Origin of the sequence: Asticcacaulis tiandongensis, from assembly GCF_006475605.1 — a bacterium.
Taxonomy (GTDB): Bacteria; Pseudomonadota; Alphaproteobacteria; order Caulobacterales; family Caulobacteraceae; genus Asticcacaulis; species Asticcacaulis tiandongensis.
The window spans coordinates 40,845-63,109 of the sequence record NZ_SSBC01000019.1 but is presented as its reverse complement, the minus strand read 5'-3'; the positions used below and the strand labels follow the sequence as shown (position 1 = coordinate 63,109).

General features: G+C 57.3%; 16 protein-coding genes. 7 read left to right on the top strand and 9 right to left on the bottom strand.

Annotated features, from left to right (window positions below):
* Positions 1-24: 24 nt before the first annotated feature.
* Both E5201_RS11125 and E5201_RS11120 read right to left on the bottom strand, forming a co-directional pair.
* On the bottom strand, positions 25-780 hold the full coding sequence (locus tag E5201_RS11125) for a copper homeostasis protein CutC (protein WP_140986175.1): 756 nt from the start codon (positions 778-780) through the stop codon (positions 25-27).
* Positions 777-1,697 carry a glucosamine kinase nucleotide-binding domain-containing protein gene (locus tag E5201_RS11120; RefSeq protein ID WP_140986174.1) on the bottom strand — a complete coding sequence of 307 codons (921 nt, stop codon included), beginning with the start codon at positions 1,695-1,697 and terminating at the stop codon, positions 777-779. Before E5201_RS11120 ends, E5201_RS11125 begins: the two co-directional genes overlap by 4 nt.
* 635 nt (positions 1,698-2,332) lie before the next feature.
* On the opposite strand from E5201_RS11120, the gene E5201_RS11115 reads away from it, so the two are divergent.
* From E5201_RS11115 to E5201_RS11090, 6 genes are all read left to right on the top strand, one after another.
* On the top strand, positions 2,333-3,811 hold the full coding sequence (locus E5201_RS11115; protein WP_140986173.1) for a hypothetical protein: 1,479 nt from the start codon (positions 2,333-2,335) through the stop codon (positions 3,809-3,811).
* Positions 3,812-3,912: 101 nt separating this feature from the next.
* The gene (locus tag E5201_RS11110) at positions 3,913-6,534 is read left to right on the top strand and encodes a TonB-dependent receptor domain-containing protein (RefSeq protein ID WP_140986172.1); all 2,622 of its coding nucleotides are present in this window, start codon (positions 3,913-3,915) and stop codon (positions 6,532-6,534) included.
* A 271-nt stretch (positions 6,535-6,805) separates the two neighbouring features.
* Entirely contained in the window at positions 6,806-9,385 is a 2,580-nt protein-coding gene (locus E5201_RS11105) for a family 20 glycosylhydrolase (protein WP_246050606.1), read from the top strand.
* Positions 9,386-9,418: 33 nt separating this feature from the next.
* Positions 9,419-10,351, top strand: coding sequence for a glycoside hydrolase family 16 protein (locus tag E5201_RS11100; RefSeq protein ID WP_140986171.1), 933 nt, complete (start codon positions 9,419-9,421; stop codon positions 10,349-10,351).
* 36 nt (positions 10,352-10,387) lie between these two features.
* The gene (locus tag E5201_RS11095; protein WP_140986170.1) at positions 10,388-11,539 is read left to right on the top strand and encodes an aminotransferase; all 1,152 of its coding nucleotides are present in this window, start codon (positions 10,388-10,390) and stop codon (positions 11,537-11,539) included.
* A gap of 122 nt (positions 11,540-11,661) precedes the next feature.
* On the top strand, positions 11,662-12,399 hold the full coding sequence (locus E5201_RS11090; RefSeq protein WP_246050604.1) for a FadR/GntR family transcriptional regulator: 738 nt from the start codon (positions 11,662-11,664) through the stop codon (positions 12,397-12,399).
* A gap of 35 nt (positions 12,400-12,434) precedes the next feature.
* Here the strand turns inward: E5201_RS11090 and E5201_RS11085 are convergent, their stop codons facing one another.
* From E5201_RS11085 to rhmD, 4 genes are all read right to left on the bottom strand, one after another.
* A complete protein-coding gene (locus E5201_RS11085) occupies positions 12,435-13,229 on the bottom strand; it encodes a MerR family transcriptional regulator (RefSeq protein WP_140986168.1) in 795 nt (264 codons plus the stop codon).
* A gap of 252 nt (positions 13,230-13,481) precedes the next feature.
* Positions 13,482-14,228 (bottom strand): SDR family NAD(P)-dependent oxidoreductase, encoded by a 747-nt coding sequence (locus E5201_RS11080; protein WP_140986167.1) that lies wholly within the window; start codon positions 14,226-14,228, stop codon positions 13,482-13,484.
* Positions 14,228-15,103, bottom strand: coding sequence for a 2,4-didehydro-3-deoxy-L-rhamnonate hydrolase (locus E5201_RS11075; RefSeq protein WP_140986166.1), 876 nt, complete (start codon positions 15,101-15,103; stop codon positions 14,228-14,230). Before E5201_RS11075 ends, E5201_RS11080 begins: the two co-directional genes overlap by 1 nt.
* A gap of 90 nt (positions 15,104-15,193) precedes the next feature.
* Positions 15,194-16,381, bottom strand: a complete 1,188-nt coding sequence (rhmD, locus tag E5201_RS11070) for an L-rhamnonate dehydratase (protein ID WP_140986165.1) — start codon at positions 16,379-16,381, stop codon at positions 15,194-15,196.
* A 202-nt stretch (positions 16,382-16,583) separates the two neighbouring features.
* Here rhmD and E5201_RS11065 point away from each other — a divergent pair, with 202 nt between their 5' ends.
* On the top strand, positions 16,584-17,390 hold the full coding sequence (locus tag E5201_RS11065; RefSeq protein ID WP_246050602.1) for an IclR family transcriptional regulator: 807 nt from the start codon (positions 16,584-16,586) through the stop codon (positions 17,388-17,390).
* 21 nt (positions 17,391-17,411) lie between these two features.
* Here the strand turns inward: E5201_RS11065 and pelA are convergent, their stop codons facing one another.
* The 3 genes from pelA to E5201_RS11050 all read right to left on the bottom strand — a co-directional run bounded on the left by pelA (position 17,412) and on the right by E5201_RS11050 (position 22,168).
* Positions 17,412-18,701, bottom strand: coding sequence for a pectate lyase (pelA, locus tag E5201_RS11060; RefSeq protein ID WP_140986163.1), 1,290 nt, complete (start codon positions 18,699-18,701; stop codon positions 17,412-17,414).
* Positions 18,702-18,828: 127 nt separating this feature from the next.
* A complete protein-coding gene (locus E5201_RS11055; protein WP_140986162.1) occupies positions 18,829-19,623 on the bottom strand; it encodes a hypothetical protein in 795 nt (264 codons plus the stop codon).
* A 184-nt stretch (positions 19,624-19,807) separates the two neighbouring features.
* A complete protein-coding gene (locus E5201_RS11050) occupies positions 19,808-22,168 on the bottom strand; it encodes a TonB-dependent receptor domain-containing protein (protein ID WP_181404611.1) in 2,361 nt (786 codons plus the stop codon).
* Between the last annotated feature and the right edge of the window lie 97 nt (positions 22,169-22,265).

Here is a 22,265-nt window from a genome sequence, read left to right as displayed (position 1 = left end):
CGTAATCACAGTATTCTGTCTTTCCTAAATGGTGTGTGCTTCGGGCTTCGACAAGCGCGACAGGTCGCCGAGCACCTGCGTCAGGCGCAGGACGGCGGTATGGCTGGTGTCGCGGGCGTCGGGGGTAATGAAACCCAGACTGACATCGGCCTTGTCGATGACGGGCAGGGGTTCGGAACAGGAGGCGTGCAGCCATGTCACGCCGGTAGTTTCAACGAGCCTTTGGGCGTTATCGGCGTTAATGCCGCCGCCGGGCATGATTTCGATACGGTCGGCGGCCTGACGATTGAGCGCCGTCAGTGTCTCAAGGCCGTCGATGGCTTTTGGGGCGCGGCCAGAGGTCAGAATGGTGTTAAACCGCAGTTCGATAGCGGTTTCCAGTGCCGCCAGAGGATCAGGCGTCAGGTCAATGGCGCGGTGCAGGGCAATTTCCAGACCCTGCGCGTGATCGGCCAGCCGACGCAGCAGGTCTTCGTCAAGTTCACCGGTCAGGCGGTTGGCCCCGATGACAATACCGGCAAGGCCCGCTTCGCGCACGGCGTCAATGTCACGGCGCATGACATCATATTCGGTCGGCGTATAGACAAAGCCGCCGATACGCGGGCGGATCATGGCCCTGACCGGTGTGGCGGTTTCTGCCGCCAGACGCATCAGGCCGGGGGAGGGGGTAAGCCCGCCGACGCTTAGGGCGGCGCACAGTTCAATGCGATGCGCGCCACCGGCGATGGCGGCTTTGAAACCTGACGGGCTATCGACGGCGACTTCGAGACACAGGCTCATATCATCGCCTCCGTCTGTTTTATGTGTGACGCGTCAAGCCCGTTGGGGGCACCCGCCGCCAGTTGCAGCGCCCCGTCAACCGCGTCATTGAGCGGTTGTGACAGGCTGGCGCGCGCCCAGGGCGATAACCACGGCGTCAGGGGTGCGGCCATGCCGCCCATCAGGCAGATATCCGGTGCCCCAAGATCGCTCAGTCGCCGGATATATTTGCCCAGTGCCTGTGCGGCGTCCTGAACCAGAGTGACGGCCAGCGCGTCGCCTTTGGCGGCATGGGCCATGATGATCGGGGCCAGTGCGCCGTAATGGGCCGGTCTGGCGGTGGTGGCAAAGGCCACGACCTGTGACGGGTGTCCGCCAAGATGGTCGATAATGGCGCGGCTGAAGGCGCTTTGCGGGCCTATGCCGTCAAAACCGTGCAGCGCGATGCGCACGGCTTCGCGGCCCATGACTGCGGCGGAACCGTCGTCATTGACTTCAAACCCCCAGCCGCCAATGCAATGGGCGGTTTGTGCCACCCATGCGTAACCGGCGCTGCCGGTGCCGGTAATCAGTATGGCTCCGTCCTTACCGCCAAAGGCCCCCAGACAGGCGGCATGGCCATCCGAGGCGGCATTCACAAAGCCGAAGTCCGGGCCAGATTCTATGGCGCGGCGAGCATCGTCAGAAGTGGTAATGCCCGCCAGCCCGAGGCCGAGCGCGGTTTCAGGAAAGATATCGCGCCTCAGACCGGCCTCAGACAGGGCCTGATCTATGGCCTCAAGCATATGGCTCCAGGCGGTGGGCAGGCCGAGACGGATATTGGCGGCGCCGCCCTTGCCCTGCCCCAGAACGCGGCCTGAACGATCGCGCAGGCGGGCGCGGCAGCCGGTGCCGCCGCCGTCAATGCCGATAAACCAGTTTACGGATGTGCCGGTCACGTAGCGTTTCCATTGTTTATAAGGCCAATTATTATATTTGGTATTGCCTGAATTTTGAAAAAACACAAGTGGCGTTTTTATGGTGGGACTGAGTTTAAAGAGGTCTTCATGTGTGGGTGGGAAAAAAATACATTGTATTCAACGTAATAATGGTTGTTCAAAGTGTTAAGGCCTGAGGGGTGATTTTGCCAGGGCCTGTCGTTGCATTGGTTATTATATGGCGATAAAAAATGCGCCTTGACTCATTTAGTGGTAATATATAGGTATTGTTACGTTCGTAGCACCGCTATCCGGTATGCGACCTTTTCTGACGTGTACCTTATCCGAATTTGTTCGGATGGCTCTGTTTATGCATGGGCATTTACCGCGCTTCCCTCGTGCGGGACGCCCTAACCTATGCCAGCGGCTCTCAGTTTGGGGGCCGCTTTTTTTTGCCTTGCAGTCCGTCATCCTGTGTCTTTGTCAACACAAGCGCGCCATTAAACCGTGCCGCCTGACCACCTGCACAAATCTGTCACATTAGTTTCGGCTTAGTGTCACACAGCCTCCTTATAAGCCGCACAACCGGGTTACGTGTGGGGGTAGGCAAGACGCTCCGACGTGCCGTTTTAAAAGCAAACGTTGGAGATTGCAGGATGCTGACGAAATCAACAAAAGTGCGTATGGGACTGATGGGCTTCGCAGCAGCGGTAGCGCTGGCGGGCTGTTTCGGGGCCGACAAGGTGGCGTCTCCGGGGGAAGGCGGTTTTATCGGTGGTGGCGGCTCAAGCTCGGGTTCGTCAGGTTCTTCGGATTCGTCCGGTGCGGCGGCAGACTGCCCGACCGGTCTGAGCAATGTCGGCGTCATCGCGGGTCTGCGTAACTGTCAGTTGCCGAACCAGATCAATGGTAATCTGGTGCTTAAAAAATTGCCGGGCGTTATCTATTCGCTTTCGGGCCGCGTATCGGTCGGTGTGGACATGGGCCCGAACCCGGACAGCGTTCTGCCCGGTGGTTCCAAGGCGATCCTGACGGTTGAGCCAGGCGTTAAGATCTTTGGTTCGAGCGGCAGCGATTTCATGATCGTTCAGCGCGGTTCGCAAATCTTCGCCGAAGGTACGGCGACCGACCCGATCATCTTCACATCCAAGCAAAGCGTTGAGCGCACGACCAATGTTGACTCGATCGGCCAATGGGGTGGTCTGGTTCTGGCGGGTCGCGCACCAACCAATGTTTGTCCGGCCGGTGTAACGCCGCCGAACGTCGCCTGTTCCGAAGGTCAGGTTGAAGGCGCTAACGCCGTATACGGCGGTAATACACCGACCGATAATTCCGGCATCCTGAAATATGTTCGCGTTCAGCATTCGGGCTTTGAAGTTCAGCCTGACAAGGAACTGAACGGCATCACCTTCGCCGGTGTCGGTACGGGTACGGTTGCCGAGTACATCCAGGTTCACAATTCGTCGGATGACGGCATCGAAATGTTCGGGGGTACGGTCAATCTGAAATATATCGTCCTGACCGGCAATGACGATGACAGCTTCGATACGGATAACGGTTGGGGCGGTTATGGCGCCGGTGATGAAGGTGGCTATGTCCAGTTCATGATCCTGCGTCAGCGCGAAAACGGCGGTGACCGCATGTTCGAAATGTCGAGCGCCGGTAACAAGAGCTTGCTGTCGCACCCAAAGATTGCCAATGCCACCCTGATCAGCCGCTCGACCAAGTCGAACGAAGGTCTGGAGCTGAACTCGGATACGAAGCTCGGTCTCTTTAACTCGGTGATCGTGGTTCAGAACCCGTCGGCTGCGGCCTGTATCCGCGTCGTCGGTGCGGGAACCGCTCCGACTTTCAATGGCGTACATCTGTCCTGCGGCACCAAGCCGTTCTCGACCTCTTCGTCGGGAATTGGCGCGACGGGCATTCAGGCTCTGTTTGATGCAGGTACCAATAACACCGCTGCCGGCACCTCGACCCTGTCGGGCTTCACCAATGGGTCTAACGAGAACGGTGTGACGCCGGTGACCTTAAGCGGCACCTTCTTCCAGAACGTCGGTTACATCGGTGCGGTCAAGGACGGCAACGACAACTGGTGGAAGGGCTGGACCTGCGATCTCGACGGGACAGTCTGTTAAGCAGCTCTGGTCTGTAAGGGCGGTGTGACGGTTCCCGTAATACGGGGAAAGTCCGCCGCCTTCGGCCCTGTTTTTACCGACCAGCAAAAGGTTTACCCAATATGAGAACGAATATTTCGTCGCTTTGCAGCCTTCTGCTGGCGACCACAGCGCTGGGTGTGGCCTTGCCCGCCTATGCCAATGAAACCGTAGCGGCGGACAACGCGGCCGAACAGGTAGATGAGGTCACCGAAGTGGTCGTGCGCGGGCGCAATGTGCCCAATACCATGCGCCGCACCGCCGAAGTCACCTCGATCCTGACCAACGAAGACCTGAAGCGCACCGGTGATGATTCTGCTGCCGCCGCGCTGACGCGCGTGACGGGTCTGAGCCTTGTCGAAGGGCGCTTTATCTATGTGCGCGGTCTGGGCGAGCGTTATTCGTCCGCACTTCTGAACGGATCGCCGCTGCCGTCGCCTGAGCCTTTGCAACGGGTGGTGCCGCTGGATCTGTTCCCCGCCTCAATCCTGCAACGCGTATCGGTGCAAAAGACCCATTCGGCGGATTACTGGGGGGAATTTGGCGGTGGTGTGGTTGATCTGCGTACCATAACCACCCCGCGCGAGCCGTTTCTGAGCATCGGTATCGGCACCAGCGGGAATTCGGAAACCACCTTCAAGGACGGTTTCACCCACTACGGGTCTGATACGGATCCGATCGGTTTTGATGACGGCACACGCGGTCTGCCTTCGGAATTGCGTAATGCCCTGAAAACCGGCAAGCGTATTTCGTCGGGTAATTTCACTGATGCCGAGCTTCAGAAAATCGGTCACAGCCTGACCAATGCGCCGCTCAATCTCATTCAGCAGAGCGATGCGATTCCGGCCAATTTCAGCTTTAACCTGTCGGGTGGGCGTGGCTTTGAGGTTGCGGGTGGCGAACTGGGCCTGATCGGTCTTGTTGATTTTTCCAATGGCTGGAAGACGCGTACGGGCATTCAGCAAACCGGTGAGATCGATCAGGAAAATGCCCTGCATGTCTATGATGACTATGACTATGCCACGACCGAAAACAATGTCAGCCTGAACGGCTTGCTGGGTCTCGGGTTTGTGCGCGACGGCCACAACATCCAGTGGACGAACCTGTTTATCCGCAACACCACCAAGCGTACGCAGGTGCGCGAAGGTTACAGCGGTGGGGCCGGTGAAGAGCGTCGCCGTGATCAGACCGGATGGTATGCGCGCCAACTGGCGACGACACAACTGACCGGCACGCATCAGCTTTCGGATGTATGGAAACTCAACTGGCGGGCCTCCTATGCGCGCACCACGCGTGATGTGCCTTACGAAAAGACCATCACCTACGCTCAGGATCGCGAAGGCCTTTGGTATCATGACGCGTCGCGTGTACGTAACCGTACCGACTTCTCGAACCTGACCGATGAAGTGACCAGTGCGGGGTTCACCCTGACGCGTGACGTCGATTTCGGCAATGGCCGTACCGGCAATATCAGCGGTGGCTATGACCGTCTGGAAAACATCCGCGCCGCCGAAAGCCGTCAGTTCAGCTATCTCGGCTCACTGCCCGCTCAGGCACAATATACCCGCGTTGATTTTCTGCTGGCCGATTTCAATATCGGGCCGGATCGTCTGGTGCTGACTGAAGTGACCGGCTCTGACGGGGCCGCAGCCTATGAGGGTAGCCTGAAAGTTGATGCGGCCTTTGTGAAGGCTGATATCGAGGTCGTGCCTCTGGTGCGGCTGGCGGCGGGTCTCAGGTATGAAAAGGCGACGCAGGAGATTGCGGTGCTGTCGCTGTTTGCCAATGACCCGACACCGGATGTTATTGACCCGTTCGAGGAAAGCTATGTCCTGCCTTCGGCGACCGTGACATGGAATTTCCGCGATAACATGCAACTGCGCGGAGGTATCTCCAAGACCATTGGTCGTCCGCAGTTCCGCGAACTGGCACCGCAGCAGTATCTTGATCCGGAGCAGGATCGTCTGTTTGCCGGTAACCCGTATCTGAAGGACACCGAAATCACCAATTTCGATGTCCGCTATGAGTGGTACTATGATGCGGGCGTGCATTTCACCTCGGGTTTCTTCTACAAGAAGCTGGACAAGCCGGTTGAGGCCACCATCCTTGATACCGGTTCCGGCGAAGGCCAGCAGTCCTATATCAATGCGCCGGAAGCCACGCTCTATGGCCTTGAGTTTGACTATAAGGGTCTGTTTGACTCACCTGTGAGCGGGGCGTTCTTTGACACCAAGCGCTGGCTGGTGGCGGCGAACTACACCTGGACAGATTCTGAGGTTTCGGCCTCAGGCAGTGATGTGGTCTATACGGCGGCCAACAAGGGCCTGCCGACGCCGGCTTTGAACTATATCATCGACGGGTCGCGCCTTCAGGGGCAGTCTGATCATGTCGCCAATCTGCAATTTGGCTGGCAGGACAGCGAGGCCAATTCGACGGCGACGCTTCTACTGACCTATGTGTCCGAGCGTATTTCGGCTCGTGGCAAGCCGGGTTATCCTGACTATATGCAAAAGCCGGGGGCCATGCTTGATTTCGTCTATCGCAAGGGCTTTGACGCCTTTGGTCGTGACCTGAACTTCGGCTTTGAAGTGCGTAACCTTCTGGATACGGACTATGAGGAATATCAGGATCGCAATGGCAAGGTGAATATCAATCACTACAAGCTCGGTCAGAGCGTATCCTTCAGCCTGTCGACCGATTTCTAGGGTCTGGCGGAGGGTGTATTTGTGTAACCCGCAAGAGACCCTCCCGTCATTTGCGCCCTTGGCGCAAACGCCACCCTCCCGCTAAGCAGGAGGGAGAAGAGAGGCCGCTATAGTTTGATCCCTGCCGGAAACGGCGGGGATTTTTTATGCGGCAAGCGTTATGGTAAGAACCAAAAAAATACCAATCTATATCAAATCTGACATTTACGGCTTGATTTTTTTGTCAATTGCCCCGCAAATACCCGAAAGATGATATTACGGGAGTGACATAATGCGGCATTCTGCCCCCCAGCGCCTGATGCGCAATAGCTTTAAATCCTTGGGATTGACGGGTATGGCGACCGTTTTTCTGATGGCCTCAGGGGTGCAGGCGGCATCGCAGGCTGACCTTGATCTGCTGGGGGCGAAGACTGGTTATGTCCACACCATTCTCGATAATCGCAATACTAAATGTGCCGATGACGGCAGATGTTTCCTCGGGGAAATCAGCCTGACCCTGCCCGAAGGGTTTTCCGGTGACGGCGACTGGTCATTCTATATTTCCCATGTCGCGCCCATCGTTGAAGTGACCAGTGATCAGTTCGACTGGCAATGGATCAATGGCGACCTCAACCGGTTTACACCCAAGGCGGGGGCGAAGCTTGAGGGCGGTAAGACCTATGTTCTGAAACTTCTCAGCCGTGGCAACTATTATTCGCGCTATTATCCTATGCCGAATATCTATGTCGCGTCTGAGGGGCTTGAGGCGCGTGTGATCGAGGCCACGCGGGCGGCGATTGATCCTGAAACCGGCATCGAATATCTGCCGTTTGTTGCACCCATGACCGACGAGGCGAAACTGGCGACCTCAGATGCAGATGACCAGATTGTCTGGCTGACGCCGGAACGAGCCTATGACCAGATTATGGCGCGCTCGGCTGATGTTGCGCCGTCTGAATTTGTCATTATCCCGCAACCGGCAAAAATCACGCGCCTGAGCGGAAAGGCGCTGGAGCTTAAGGGCGGTGTCACCCTGAGCCTTAAAGGTCTTGGGCAGGCCGAGGTTCAAACCGGACTGGATTACTTAAGCCGTTCCGGCGTCGGCGGCTTTGGTTCAGGCCCCGCGCTTAATATTACGCTTGATGCTAATTCCGGTGCCGCTGAAAGTTACAGCGTCAAGGCGTCAGGCAATCGCATAGACATTACCGCCGCCGATGCCGCGGGAGCGTCGCATGCCTTGCGGTCTCTGGGGCAGCAGATCGCCCATGAAGGCGGAAGCCTGAAGCCGCTGGAAATCACGGATGTGCCGCGTCTCGGTTTCCGGGGCCTGCATATTGATGTGGCGCGTAATTTCCATTCCAAAGAATTCCTGCTGAAAACCATCGACCAGATGGCGGTTTATAAGCTCAACCGTCTGCACCTGCATCTGGGCGAAGACGAGGGCTGGCGGCTTGAGATCAAGGCCCTGCCGGAACTGACCGAGGTCGGGGCCAAGCGTTGCCACGACCCGAAGGAAGATACCTGCCTGTTGCCGCAACTGGGGGCTGGCCCCGAAGGGACCGGCGTGGTCAACGGATTCCTCTCACAGGAAGATTATATCGAACTGGTGCGCTATGCCGATGCGCGTCACATTCAGGTGCTACCGTCGTTTGACATGCCGGGCCATAGCCGCGCCGCCGTACAGTCTATGGAGGCGCGGTATCGTCGCCTGATGGCGGAAGGCAAGCCGGAAGAGGCTAATCTTTATCGCCTTGTGGAGCCTGAAGACACCACCCAATATAAGAGCATTCAGACCTATACGGATAATACGCTGAATGTCTGTATTCCGGCGACCTATCGCTTCCTTGATAAGGTGATCGATGAGGTGGTGGCCATGCATGAGACAGCAGGGCAGCCTTTGACGCGTTATCATATTGGTGCGGATGAAACGGCGGGGGCCTGGGTTGAGTCACCGGCCTGTAAGGCCTTAATGGCCGAAACCGGTCTGGAGCCGAAGCAGCTTGGGGGGCTGTTTATCGAAAAGGTATCGCAGGGGCTGGCGGCGCGTAATATCGTGGCGGCAGGCTGGAGCGACGGCATGGGCCATACGGATGCGGCCAAAATGCCGAAAAACGTTCAGTCAAATATCTGGGGCATGTTGCACACCGGCGCGATTGGTGAGGCGCATACACAGGGCAATCATGGCTGGGAAATCGTTATTTCGACGCCGGATGTCACCTATTTCGATAACCCCTATGCGCCTGATCCGGATGAGCGCGGCTATGACTGGTCCTCACGGGTTACCGACACCTATAAGGTGTTCAGCTATCAGCCGGAAAATCTGCCGGCCAATGCCTATCTGATCCATAATATCAAAGGGCAGTTCCTGCCACTTGAGGACAAGACCCCGCGTGAGGCTGACCGCCGGATAACCGGTTTTCAGGCGCAGCTATGGTCGGAAACCATCCGCACCGATGCGGCGAGCGAATATATGCTGTTCCCGCGTCTTCTGGCGCTTTCGGAACGCGCCTGGCGCACGGCTGAGTGGGAAATGCCTTATCAGCCGGGGGCGTCCTATGATCCGGCAGACAACCGGCTGGATCGCACGGCACAGCTTAAGGACTGGCAGGGCTTTAAGGTACGCGCGGCGGCGCATCACCGACTGCTTGACCGCGATGGCATTGCCTATCGTCTGGCACCGGTCGGGGCAAAGATCGAAAATGGCAAGCTTCTGGCGGTGACGGAGTTCCCCGGTCTCGGGATCGAATATCGCACGCAGGGCGGGTCATGGCAGGCCTATAAAGGCCCTGTGGCGGTAACGGGTAAGGTCGATATTCGCGCCCGCACGCCGGATGGTAAACGCGCGGGTCGCACGGTCAGCGTCGGGCAATAAAGCGCCGTAAAAATAAATAACAGGGAGATATCGATGTCGACATTCAAATGGGCAACGCTGTTGTTTGCTGCGGCGATTGTGCCGGTTTCCGCCTGTGGCGGCGGTAGTTCAGGCGGTTCGGGAGGTGGCACGGTTTCGCCGCCCCCGTCTTCATCGTCGTCTTCATCCTCTTCGTCGTCATCTTCCTCAAGCGCGTCATCATCGTCTTCGACGTCGGTGACGCATTCCGGTCAGGTGCCTGCGGGATATAATCTGGTGTGGTCGGATGAATTCAATGCTGAAGGTTTGCCGGACGAAAGCAACTGGCTTTATGATACCGAGGCTAATCGCACCGGCTGGTATAATAACGAAAAGCAGTATTATGCCGTGCGCCGTGCGGAAAATTCAAAAACTGAAGGCGGTGTGCTGAAGATCACCGCCTTTAAGGAGACGATCACGGCGGCCGATCATGGGGGGCAGGCCTATACGTCGGCGCGGCTGATTACGCGGGGCAAGCGCGAATTCACCTACGGCTTCTATGAAATTCGCGCCAAAATGCCGTGCGGCGTCGGGACATGGCCGGCGATCTGGATGCTGGGGACGACGGCGGGCTGGCCTGATGGCGGGGAAATCGACATCATGGAACATGTCGGTCAGACGCCCAACAAGGTGTTCGGCACCATCCATAACCGCTCGACTTTTGGCACATGGGGCGTGGGTGCCGAAAAAGCCCTGCCTGAGGCCTGTAGCGCCTTCCATAATTTCCAGATCGAATGGACGGACGCGAAGATCGACTTCTTTATTGATGGTGAGAAATACCATACCTACGCCAATGCCGGTACGGGCAATGCCCAGTGGCCTTTTGACAAGCCGATGTATCTTTTGCTGAATATGGCGATTGGCGGCGATATGGCCGGGCCGGTCGATGATACGATTTTCCCGCGCACTTTTGAAATCGATTATGTGCGGGTGTATCAGAAACTGTAAACTGTGCCTATGATGGAGGCTCTGAACGGAGCTTCCATGAACCCTGTCTATTCTGCCCTTGGCACGACGATCTTTACGACCATGTCCGGTCTGGCCACGCAACTGGGCGCGGTCAATCTGGGGCAGGGCTTTCCGGAGACGGACGGTTTCCCCGAAGTGCGTCGTGAAGCCGCGCGCGCCTTAATGGAAGCATCCAACCAGTATCCGCCCATGAAGGGGATGCCGGTGCTGCTTGGGGCGGTGGCGGAGTTTTACGGGCGGCGGCAGGGGTTGAACCTTGAGGCAGCGCATAATGTGCTGATCACCTCAGGGGCGACCGAGGCCATAGCGGCGGCGATTTTTGCGCTGATCTCCGAAGGCGATGAGGTCATTGTTTTCGAGCCGATGTATGATGCCTATAAGCCGCTGATTGAGCGGGCAGGCGGTGTGTGCGTCTCGGTGCGCTTAAGCCCGCCCGACTGGCGCTTTGATGAGGCCATGCTGACGGCGGCCTTCACGCCACGCACAAAGGCGGTGATGATCACCACGCCGAATAATCCGACCACGCGTATGTTGTCGCGGGAAGACTGGGATTTGCTGGCGGGTTTTGTCACGGCGCATGAAGCCTATGTGATTTCCGATGAGGTGTGGGAAGAGACGGTCTTTGATGGGCGTGAACATATCAGTGTGCTGAACGTCCTGCCGGATCAGGGAATCAAGATCGGTTCGGCGGGCAAGATTTTTGCCCTGACCGGCTGGAAGGTCGGGTTTGTCTGTGCGGCCGCACCGCTGATTACCCAGATTGCCAAGGCGCATCAGTTTCTGACCTTTACCACGCCACCTGCGTTACAGGCGGGGGTGGCCTTTGGGTTGGGGCTGGCGGACAGCCGGTTTATTGAGGCCCGAAATGCGCTTCAGGCGTCACGGGATTTTCTGAGAGACGGGCTTGAGGCGGCGGGGTTTGTCACGCTTCCGGCGGATGGCACCTATTTTCTTAATATCGATCTGAAGGGCTCAGGGATTGCGGTCAGCGCGTCGGATTTTGCGCTGAGGGCGGTGCATGAGGCCGGTGTGGCGACCATTCCGATGGATGCTTTTTGCAGTGAAGGTGGGGCATCGATGTCGGTGGTGCGGTTGTGCTTTTGTAAGTCGGATGCGACCTTGCAGCGGGGGCTTGAGGGGTTGATCAGGGCGCGGGCGCTATTTTGAAATAACGACAAAATTATGATGGTATGACATGTGACTTTGTGATGGTCGCGTCTTAGGCTATAGGGATGGACTTTGTTCGCGATTCGCGAGACGATTGTTTTTTTCTACTGAGGTTACGTGTCTTGACATCTGCGTCTGCCCAAGCCCTGAGACAACCCCGCCGTCGTCCGCGTCTGGCGGTTGCCGTGGTCGAAGATCTGGTGACCGCGATTGTTACCGAAGTCTATCCGGTAGGCTCCGCCCTGCCGCCGGAAAATGTTCTGTGTGACATGTACGAGGTCAGCCGCACCGTGGTGCGCGAAGCGACGACGGCGTTGACGGAAAAAGGACTGGTCGTCAGTCAGCAGGGACGCGGTACGATCATTCAGGATGATACGCACTGGAACCTGCTTGACCCTATGGTGCTGGGGGCCTTGTTCCAGCGCGAGGACGGCCTGAGCTATCTGGATAATCTGGTCGAAATCCGTACCGCGCTTGAGGCGTCGATGTGCGCCAAGGCGGCGCGTAATCTGACGCCTGCGGATGCGGCGGCGCTGACGGCGCAGATGAAAAAACTTAAAGGTCTGATCGAGACGCCCGCCGCCTATGTGCATGAGGATGTGGTGCTGCATGATATACTGATGGATATTTCCGGTGACCGCCTGTCGAAGGCGATCATTGGCACTATTCAGGGTAAGGCGCTGAAAAACATCACCTATTCGGGCAAGCTGAATGTCGAGCATATCAAGGCGACGCATGAGGCGCATGAACTGATTGCGGATGCTATTTTGCGCCGCGATCCCGATGGGGCCGCCAAGGCGATGCGCGACCACATTCAGGGGTCATGGTTGAAGCGCCGCCCGAACCGGATTGGGAAATGAATAAAAGCCTCCCTGCAAAAACAGGGAGGCTTTTTTTATGGGCGTGGCATAAGCCCCCGATCAATCGCCGCTGCATAGGCTTTCTGAATATAGTCCGTAATGGTGAGCGATGATGGGGACGCGTCGGCAAAGGCTTGGGTTTCCAATGCTTCGCGGGCAAGATCACGCAGTTTCAGATTAAGCTGAGGGTTGTTGCCGGTCGCCTTATTAACCTGAGCCATCCAGCGAACGGCCAGATCCACCGCTTCGTCGGAATCCGGTGCGGCATGGGTCAGGATAAGGTTCTTGGCTTCAAGGTTCAGGCTGTCCCATGTCGCATCAGGCTGATCCATACCGGCAAAGCCGTTAGCCTCAAGGGTCTTATGGTCTTCGGGGGTCAGATATTTGGCCGCAAGGCTTTCATAGGTGTTTTTCAGGCTATCGGGGTTGGTCATGACGGTGTTCCTTGTCAAATCAATGAGTTCGTCCGACGAGAGGTGACCTGTTTCACCAAGCTTTGTACGTGCCGCCTTTACCAGTTGAAGCGCACGCTCGATGCTTTCTCGCTGTTGCGTCAGCAGGGCTTCGTGCAGGGCAAGGAAATCATCCAGCCCCGCTGTGCGGCCTGACATCAGTTCGCCTATGCGCCCCAGCGACAGGCCAAAGCTTTTGAGGGCGATGACCTGTTGCAGTCGGGTGATCTGAAGCGGGCCATAAACGCGCCAGTCTGCCGCTGTGCGTTCAGGGATGACAAGGCCTCTGGCCTCATAGAGGCGTAAGGCCTTGGGGCTGATGCCAAAGCGGCGGGCGGTTTCAGTCAGGCTCAGGTAGCGGTGGGGTTTGTTGGTCATAGGGTCTGTCTCCGGACACCGCCTCTATCAGGCCTGCCCCTGGGGCAGGCGCAAGCGTGTTTGTTCAAAAATTCTGGTGTGGAATTTGCCATGTCTGCGGGCAGAGAAAAACCCCTGCCTGTGGGAACAGGCAGGGGTTTAAAATTGATACGGGCTAAGGCCCCTCATCTGGTCATAAATGACCACCCATAACTAGCAAACGATTCACTGGATCGTTTGCTAGTTAAACCCCATAGGGGAGAAGGAAAAGGTTTAGAAGGTGGTGCGGCCACCGGAGGTGTCGAAGGTCGACGCCGTGGTGAACGAGCATTCTTCGGACACCATGAAGGTGACCATCGAAGCGGACTCTTCAACGAAGCCGAGACGGCCCATCGGGATTTTCGAACGCATGTAGTCGACTTGCGACTGCGGCAGTTGCGCCAGAATGGGGGATTCAAAGGTGGCGGGTGTCAGAGCATTGACGATCACGCCCTTGCCGGCCAGTTCCTTGCCCAGCGACTTGGTGAAGCCGATGACGCCTGCTTTGGAGGCCGAATAGGCCGAGGCGTTCGGGTTGCCTTCCTTGCCGGCGACCGAAGCGATGTTGGCGATACGGCCATAGCCGTTTTCCAGCATGTAGGGCACAACTTCACGGTTGCAGTAGAACAGACCATTGAGGTTGATGTCGATCACGCGCTGCCAGCTGTCGAGCGGGAATTCCCACACCGGAACCGTGGCGCCAGTGATGCCAGCCGAGCAGACCAGAATGTCGATCTTGCCAAGGATTTCCTTGGACTGAGCCGCACCGGCCTTAACGGCTTCGGGGTTCGAGATGTCGAGGGCGACCGTGCCGGACGCGCCGGTTTCCGCCTGAGCGGCCTCAAGGGCAGCGGCATTCAGGTCCCACAGAACGACCTTGCCGCCTTCGGCGACGATGCGTTTCGCGGTTTCCTTGCCCAGACCCGAAGCGCCGCCGGTGATGATGGCGGAGCGATTTTCAAAGCGATTTGTGTAAGTCATTAGTCAATGATCTCCAGACCTTCGAGCGAGAACGGCACAACCGTCTGGCGCTGTTCACCCAGTTTCGAGACGCCAAGATGAATCTTGTCGCCTTCCTGCAAATAGATAGGCTCAGGCTTCTTGCCTTCGCCCACGCCCGGAGGGGTGCCGGTGATAACCAGATCGCCCGGTTGCAGGGTCACGAAGCGCGACACATAGGCAAGCGCTTCGGCGACCGGGAAGATTTGCGTCCTGGTGTTGCCGGTCTGCATACGCACACCGTTGACGTCCAGGAACATGTCGAGGTCTTGCGGATCGCCGATTTCATCAGCCGTCAGAACCCACGGGCCGGTCGGGCAGAAGGTGTCGCAGCCCTTACCCTTGACCCACTGCGTGCCGCGCTCTTTCTGGAAGGCGCGCTCGGAAACGTCGTTGACCAGCACGTAGCCGGCAACGTGATCCAGCGCGTCTTTTTGATCGACGTAACGCATGGTCTTGCCGATGATGACGCCGAGTTCGACTTCCCAGTCGAGCTTCGTGGCGTCGCGTGGCTTGATGACGTCGTCATTAGCACCACACAGCGAGGTGATCGCCTTGGTGAAATAGATAGGCTCAGGCGGCACGGGCAGGTTCGATTCAGCGGCATGGTCGGCATAGTTCAGGCCGATAGCGATGATCTTGCCGATATTGCTGATCGGCACGCCAAAACGCTGCTGACCTTCGACGAGTGGCAGGGTGGCGGGATTGATGTCCTTGAGGACTTTCAGCTTCGACAGACGAACTTCTTCGGTGGTGATGTCAGACACCACACCCGACAGATCGCGGATCTGGCCTTCTGAGTCGACCAGACCGGGTTTTTCCTGACCCTTCGGGCCGTAACGGACGATTTTTACCATAAGGGAATTCCTTTGTGTAACGTGCCCCTCATCCGGCCCTTGCGGGCCACCTTCTCCCCCTTTGGGGAGAAGGGAAGGGATTATAAAGGGTTAGTGTTCGTAAGGACGGTACAGCTCAACGTCAGGGTTCAGTTCAACACCGAAGCCCGGCTTATCGAGGGCAGACACCTTCATGCGGCCCTTTTCCGGCACCGGCTCACCCAGCAATTGCGGGTGGAACATCGGGGCCACGTGGTCGGCCTTAGGGGCCATCATCAGGAACTCGGCGAAGGGGGAATTGTGACGGGTGATGACGAAGTGGTAGCTGTAGACCGATGAGCCGTGCGGAACGACCAGCGCGCCATGCGCGTCAGCCAGAGCCGAGATTTTCAGCATTTCGGTGATACCACCACACCAGCCGACGTCCGGCTGAATGATGTCGGCGCAGCCCATTTCCAGCAGCATCTTGAAGCCCCAACGGGTTGATTCATGCTCACCGGTGGTGACCAGCATACCCTTGGGCACGTTGCGGCGCAGTTGCTGATAACCCCAGTAGTCGTCAGGGTTGATCGCTTCTTCGATCCACTTCAGGCCATATTCGTGGCACTTGATGGCCAGCTTGGTGGCATAGTTGACGTCAAGCGCCATCCAGCAGTCATACATCAGCCAGAAGTCGTCGCCGACCTTTGAACGCATGTCGGCAATCAGCTCGACGTTCTTCTTCAGGCCTTCTTCGCCTTCGATCGGGCCGTGATACAGAGGCATCTTGCCGCCGATAAAGCCCATTTCCTTGGCCAGATCAGGACGTGCGCCGGTGGCGTAGAACTGAAGCTCATCACGCACGGCACCGCCGAGCATCGAATAGACAGGCTCCTGACGCAGGCGACCCAGCAGGTCCCAAAGCGCAAGGTCAACGCCGGAGATGGCGTTTACGACAATGCCCTTACGGCCATAATATTGTGAACCGAAATACATCTGATCCCAGATCTTTTCGTATTCGGACGGGCAGCGGCCTTCGAGGAAGCGGGCAAAGTGCTTTTCGACCATATAGGCCGCAGGCTCACCACCGGTGGTGACCGCGAAACCTGTCGTGCCGTCTTCGGCTTCGATCTGAACGACCAGCGTGCCAAGCACGTTGATGCCGAAGCTTTGGCGGCTCTGGCGGTATTCCGGGTAACGGCCCATCGATGTTGCAATGTGGTTATCGATCCAGTGGCCTTCGCCCTGATCGTGATAGTCCGCACCTGCACCGCGCATCACATAGGCGCGAACCTGTTTGATTTTAGGAAATCTTGCCATAATCTCACATCTTGAAAAAAGCGGTTGGGCCGCTGTTGTCTCCTTAGGGCATTGTGCCGCCGGTCGGAACCGGTTGAACTTGTCCCAATATTTAGATATGCGTCTTATATAATGATGAAAACAGCGTCAATTGGGAATCCCGAAGCGCACGCAAATGTGCACCACTGAGGCACGCAGTCCACAGGGTTACAAGGTACACAAGGTGAAAGACAGGCTGGACGAGACGAAGACTGATGATGCCAAACCCTTAGCAGGGACGCAGACCCTTGTGCGCGGGCTGGATGTGATTTCAGCGGTGTCGGATGGTCATGTCACGGTACAGGCGATTTCGGAAGCGCTGGGGCTTACGCGTTCGACGGCACACCGGCTGGCGTCAACCTTGGTGGATCAGCGCTTTCTGAATTTTACGCCGCGCGTCGGCTATTCGTTAGGGCCGAAGCTGCTTGAACTGGGACATCAGGCGTCACGTCAGATGAGCCTGACGCGGACGGCGCATGACTATCTGGTCAATCTGGCCCATGCCACCAGTGATACGGTGCATCTGGGGATACGCGACGGCGATCAGGCGCTTTATCTCGATAAGGTGCCGGGCGGGCGTCGGGTCGAGATTTCTTCGCGTGTCGGGGATCGTCATCCCTTGCGGTCGACAGGATTGGGCAAGGCGCTGTTGCTTGATGAAACGCCGGAACAATGGGCGGCGGTCTATGATGCGGAATCCATGACACATCCGGGCTATATGGTCGGGCGTGCGGAATGGCTGAAGCGTATGAAAACCTATGCCGAGGGGGGCTACAGCTTCGACCTTGAAGAAAACGAAGACCGTATCCGCTGCGTCGCCGCACCGATCCGCGATATGGGCAACCGCATTATTGGCGCGCTCAGTTTGTCGAGTGCCGCGCAATATATGGATGACGACCGCATGCAGGCGCTCATTGCCGAGGTCATAGCGACGGCGCGGGCCATCTCAGCGGAGTTTGGCTGGACGGAGAAGTGGCTGGAGGGGGAGTAGGCTTCTTCAGCCACCTTTGCTTCATGGATGTTTTGCTGACCATGCCACATAGGCATCAAGCGCGCGTTGCGGGGCACGGCTGTACCAGGCGTAGCCTTTGCGCGCGCCGGTTTCGACATCGGCAATATCATCATAGATGGCTTTGGAGCGCGCACCGAAAATGGGTTGCAGGGTCTTAAGGTCAAGGTAGCGGCCCCAGATGGGGGCGGCGTCAGGTTTGGGGATAAGGCGGCGGGCACCTACGTCTTCTGCGAAGGTGAAGTCCATGCCTTCGATGGCCAGAGATTTCAGCATGGCTATGCCGGTGTGAATGGCCGCTTTCATTTCCTGTGACGGGTCAGGATGCTGCATCAGATAGACAAGCACAGACCCGCTGTCGGTCGAGCTTAGGGCGGGCATTTCATAGTTGCGCGCCGAGCAGGGCGTCAGGGTCAGGGCATCATATTGCGGTGCCCATAGGGTGGGTTTGCCGTTGATGACCACCTGCGTTTTGAGGAAAATCTCTGTGCCTTTTTGTTCGGCCTTCAGAAGGCGCGCGCGCATTTCAGGCGGTACAAAGGCAAAATCACCTTCGGTACGTCCGGCGTCGCCAACAAGGGCGGTGACCGATATCATAGCATTGTCGTTATAGGTCAGGGCGTCGTGATAGCCCCCCTCAAGCGGCCAGACCTGTGGCCAGCCGCCATTGGGGAATTGCGCATTCAGGAAATAGTTCAGGGCCTTGAGGGCGCTGGCCTTGGCGGCTTCGTCTCCGGTGGTCGCAACGACGCGGGCGAGGAAGCGGGTTTCGTGGATGGTCGCGCCATTGTCGGTGGTGCCGACATAGTGCCAGCGCGGGTCGGGGGGATTGTCGAAATCATCGATTGGCGGTTGGCGGTTTTCGTCGATGACATAAAGCTGCCCGCGTTCACGCGGCGGGGCATTGCGCGGCTGGTTTTTGCCCCAGCCACCGGCAGGGGTCTGGAAGCTGATGATATTGGCGGTGATGAGTTTGGCTTCGTCGGAGCCGTACCAGTCGTCGGGTTTATCGAGCGGCATGGTGTTGACACCGTTACCGTCCTTGGGCGGGGCAGGGTAGGCGGTCAGACCCACACGTTCCGCCCGTAAGGCGGCCTTGTCGGCGTCCATCTGCGTCTGCGAGCGCGTCAGGTAGTCGAGCCATGCCTGACGTTCTGAGGCGGGCAGCTGGTTGATGCGTTCACGGCTCAGGGGCGGGAAGGGGGTGTTGACGCCAATCTGGGCCGCAAGGGCAGAGACGGGCGCAATAAAGGGCAGCAGACCAAGGCCTGTGAGCAGGGTACGACGTAACATGGCATTTCCTCTTATATTCTTTGCTTAAGCTATCGGTAGCACCACGTTTCCAGCTTGGAAACCCGCGCGTAAAAATAGTTTTATTCATGAATAAAAAGGGGTGCTGTAGGGAATTGGCGTATGAAAATCAGGTCGCAGGTTCGTCCTGGGTCAGGGTAACGGGCGCGGCCTTGCGGGATTTAAACCGTCGCAACAGGAAGAGAACAGCACCCAGAGGGAGGCTGAAATGAACCACCGCACTTTGGAAGAACATCTGCGAAATTGCGGCTGACGGCAATCTTATGAAAAGGGGTTGTATGTGGGTCAATGCGCCGCCGCTCCACTGAAATGACACCGAGCCGATGCCAATAAGGATGAATATGGCCCATGCCCATTTCCACTTAAGGCCCGTGGTCATAAGGCAGCTATACAGTGCCCATACGGTTATGGTCATGATAATCAGATAGAGCGTTATGAATAGGATATGGGGCGGGGATAGCTGGTCAAAACCTACCCTATGGGTTTGGAGCAATGATCCGGCGTCGGGCTGGAGAAACATTCGGTTGATCGTGACACCAGCTGCCTGTTCAGTATAGGCGGCAGTAAACAGAACGGTTTTGTCGGGATAGTCGTATGCCACGACAAGTTCGGTCATGCGCCTTGAGCCATTTGTGGATTCTACAAGACGCCAGTTCATATTGATCAGTCTGGCCGGGGCAGGCACCCCTTCGGGTAACATCTCGCGCATGGTCGTAAGCTGGGTCAGTGTTTCCGGTGTGCGCAGACTGGAATCCATGCGGGCTTGCAGTTCGCTCAGGTCTCCGCTGACAAATGTGGTGTAGTCGGCCCTTACCCGCTCCATATCCGCTTCGGGCACCATGGTTTGCAAATCGAAGGCGGGGTTGGCCGGATCAGAGATCATGATCTGCGCAATAGGGTACATATAAAGCCCTATGAGCAGGAGGGCTGCCAATGTAGCTAAAACCTGCCTTATCATCAGATATCCCCCTCAACACCCTTTGTTTTCAGGAGTTTAGGCGTCTTACATGGATAAGGTCAATGGACATACAGCCATAAAAAAGGGAGGCCAGAGGCCTCCCGATCAGACATAATCTGAGTGTAAAAAATTACCGTGGGCCGCCGCCGAAACCGCCACCGCCGGGGCCGCGCATGCGACCGCCGCCCATATCGTCACTATTGGTCGGTGCCGTGCGGGCAAACGGGTTGATCGAGAAGCCGATATAGAAGGTACGGCCGCCCCAGTTGCTGTAGGAGGTCTGGTTCAGGGTTTCGGTCTGGATCACGCGCTTGCGCTCACCGGAATCGAACAGATCCTGCACGCGGAGGTTCATCGACAGCTTGTTTGAGAAGCGGTGGCTGTAGCTGAGGTCCGCCGTATAGACCGGATCATTATAGCCCTGACCGGTCAGTTGCTTGCCCTGAGCGTTGATCATCAGCTGTACGCGATCCGCCGGTGTCAGGCGGTAGTCGAGGCGTGCGCGGCCATTGACCGAGGTGGCGTCGGATTTGATATCAACACCGCCACGGCGGGTATTGAGCTCGTCATAGCTTAAGGTGCCGCGCAGATCGATATTGAGCTTATCGGTGACCTTGCCGTTCAGGGCGATTTCGATACCGCCGGACTGACCTTCGCCACCGTTTTCACGCGTGGTCAGGAGGACGGTGTTGTTGTCGATATAGTAGCTGCGTTCAACAAAGGTATCTTCGTCCTTGCGGTAGAAGCCGCGCAAGGTGAAGGTTCGGCCGTCCTTGTTGTATTCGTACCCGCCTTCAAACGAATGGGTGGTTTGCGGCTTAAGGTCAGGGTTACCGGACGAGGCGTTTTCTTCGTTATGATAGACAATAAACGGATTGAGCTGGTTGGCGCCCGGACGACGGATGCGGTTCGAATAGGAGAAGCGCAGCTTGCTGTTGTCGGTCAGATAATAGCTGAGGTGCAGGCTGGGGTGCAGCTTGGTGTAGCTGTTGGTACGGTGCAGGTTTGTCGTGACCTGATTGATGGTGATTTCGGTGTGTTCGACCCGAAGACCGCCGAGCACCGTCCATTTAGTGCCTACGGGCACCTGATAGGTGACATAGGCTTCGGTTTCATCCTGATCGAGGATGAAGCGGTTGCTGCGGATCGTATTGAGGGTGCGGTCACCATTCGCCAGATCAACGTCGTAATAGAGGTTGTCATAGGTGTTCTTGCCGACATCAAATTCACCGCCGACGGCCAGTTCGCCGTCACCGATGCGGCGTTTATAGTCAACGCTGATATTGATGGCTTCGTTTTCATCATAGCGTTGTTGCTGGGTGCGGTTATCCGGACGCGTGCCGACGCTGTAGAGCTGCGTCGTCATCGAATCGTCTGTGTTTTCTGACTTTGACAGACGAATATCGGTCTTGAAGGTTTCGCCGTCCTGATCGCCCTTGTGATTGAAATTAAAGCGGAAAGAGCCGTTCTGACGTTCACCGCTCGAGACGCGCTCACTGGTGAAGGCGTTGGACGGATCTCCGGCAGCATTGAAGTCGGTGCTGGTGTTCATCGAGCGGCTGTCGCGGTCCATTTTGTTGAACTGCGCCTGAACGCCAATGCTGTCATTGTCGTTGACATTGATGTCCCAGCCAGCCGACACACCGGAATTGGTCATCTGGTTCTTGCCGCTGCTGCTGCTTTCGCCGCGCGTAGTCGTGTCGGTATTGGGGTTATAGCGTTCGCGGATGGTGTTGCTTTCGCTTTCGCGGTTCATTTCGCGGTAGTTCAGGCCACCGGACAGGGTTGAGCGGCCGCTGTTGTAGGCGGCGGACAGGCTGGCGTTGCGGCTGTCATCAGAGCCACCACCAAAATTGATGCCGAGCGTCTTACCTGGACGGCGGTTGCGCTTCATCACAAGGTTGATGATACCCGACCCGCCTTCGGCGCCAAATTCAGCCGACGGATTGGTAATGACTTCGATGGAATCGATATCGTCAGCGGACATGGATTGCAGGGTGGCGGCGCGCATTTCGCCCTGCGTCATGACCGAAGGCTTGCCGTCGATCAGAACCTGTACGCCTTCCTTGCCACGAAGCGTAATATTGCCTTCGGGATCGACATTGACGCCGGGGGCCTTATTGAGCGCATCCGCTGCGCTTGAGATCGGGGTGTCAGGATCGTCCTTGGGGTCATAGACTTCGCGGTCGATACGGTTGCGCGGACGCTGACCGGCAACGGTGACGGTGGTGATTTCGTCAATATCATCGGCATTGGAGGGTGCCGCCGTCTGGGGCGGCTGTTCTGGCTGAGGCGCAGATTGTGCCGATGCCGCAGGCTGAGTGGCAATAGCGTTACCCTGTGTGGCCGGAGCCTGAGCCTGAGCCGCTGGAGCCGGAGTTGCCTGAGAGGGAGCGGACTGTGCCAGTGCTGCGGGGGCGAAGGCCATCAGGGCACTGACGGCTACCGAACAGGACAGGTAGCGAAGATTACGGCTTGGCGTAAGGGTCATGGCTGGCACAGGAGTCTTCTTCTTGTTTGTTTTCAACGTAAAAGGTGTATGCGAGTGTTTACGCGCAAAAGTACGTCTTCCGTCGCACCTTTCGGCA

Excerpts from the sequence above, each read along its gene's own strand:
- E5201_RS11085 (WP_140986168.1), bottom strand. The coding sequence starts at position 13,229 with ATGACCAACAAACCCCACCGCTACCTGAGCCTGACTGAAACCGCCCGC.
- E5201_RS11105 (WP_246050606.1), top strand. The coding sequence starts at position 6,806 with ATGCGGCATTCTGCCCCCCAGCGCCTGATGCGCAATAGCTTTAAATCC.
- pelA (WP_140986163.1), bottom strand. The coding sequence starts at position 18,701 with ATGTTACGTCGTACCCTGCTCACAGGCCTTGGTCTGCTGCCCTTTATT.
- E5201_RS11080 (WP_140986167.1), bottom strand. The coding sequence starts at position 14,228 with ATGACTTACACAAATCGCTTTGAAAATCGCTCCGCCATCATCACCGGC.
- E5201_RS11115 (WP_140986173.1), top strand. The coding sequence starts at position 2,333 with ATGCTGACGAAATCAACAAAAGTGCGTATGGGACTGATGGGCTTCGCA.
- E5201_RS11110 (WP_140986172.1), top strand. The coding sequence starts at position 3,913 with ATGAGAACGAATATTTCGTCGCTTTGCAGCCTTCTGCTGGCGACCACA.
- E5201_RS11095 (WP_140986170.1), top strand. The coding sequence starts at position 10,388 with ATGAACCCTGTCTATTCTGCCCTTGGCACGACGATCTTTACGACCATG.
- E5201_RS11055 (WP_140986162.1), bottom strand. The coding sequence starts at position 19,623 with ATGTACCCTATTGCGCAGATCATGATCTCTGATCCGGCCAACCCCGCC.
- E5201_RS11125 (WP_140986175.1), bottom strand. The coding sequence starts at position 780 with ATGAGCCTGTGTCTCGAAGTCGCCGTCGATAGCCCGTCAGGTTTCAAA.
- E5201_RS11050 (WP_181404611.1), bottom strand. The coding sequence starts at position 22,168 with ATGACCCTTACGCCAAGCCGTAATCTTCGCTACCTGTCCTGTTCGGTA.
- E5201_RS11075 (WP_140986166.1), bottom strand. The coding sequence starts at position 15,103 with ATGGTAAAAATCGTCCGTTACGGCCCGAAGGGTCAGGAAAAACCCGGT.
- E5201_RS11100 (WP_140986171.1), top strand. The coding sequence starts at position 9,419 with ATGTCGACATTCAAATGGGCAACGCTGTTGTTTGCTGCGGCGATTGTG.
- rhmD (WP_140986165.1), bottom strand. The coding sequence starts at position 16,381 with ATGGCAAGATTTCCTAAAATCAAACAGGTTCGCGCCTATGTGATGCGC.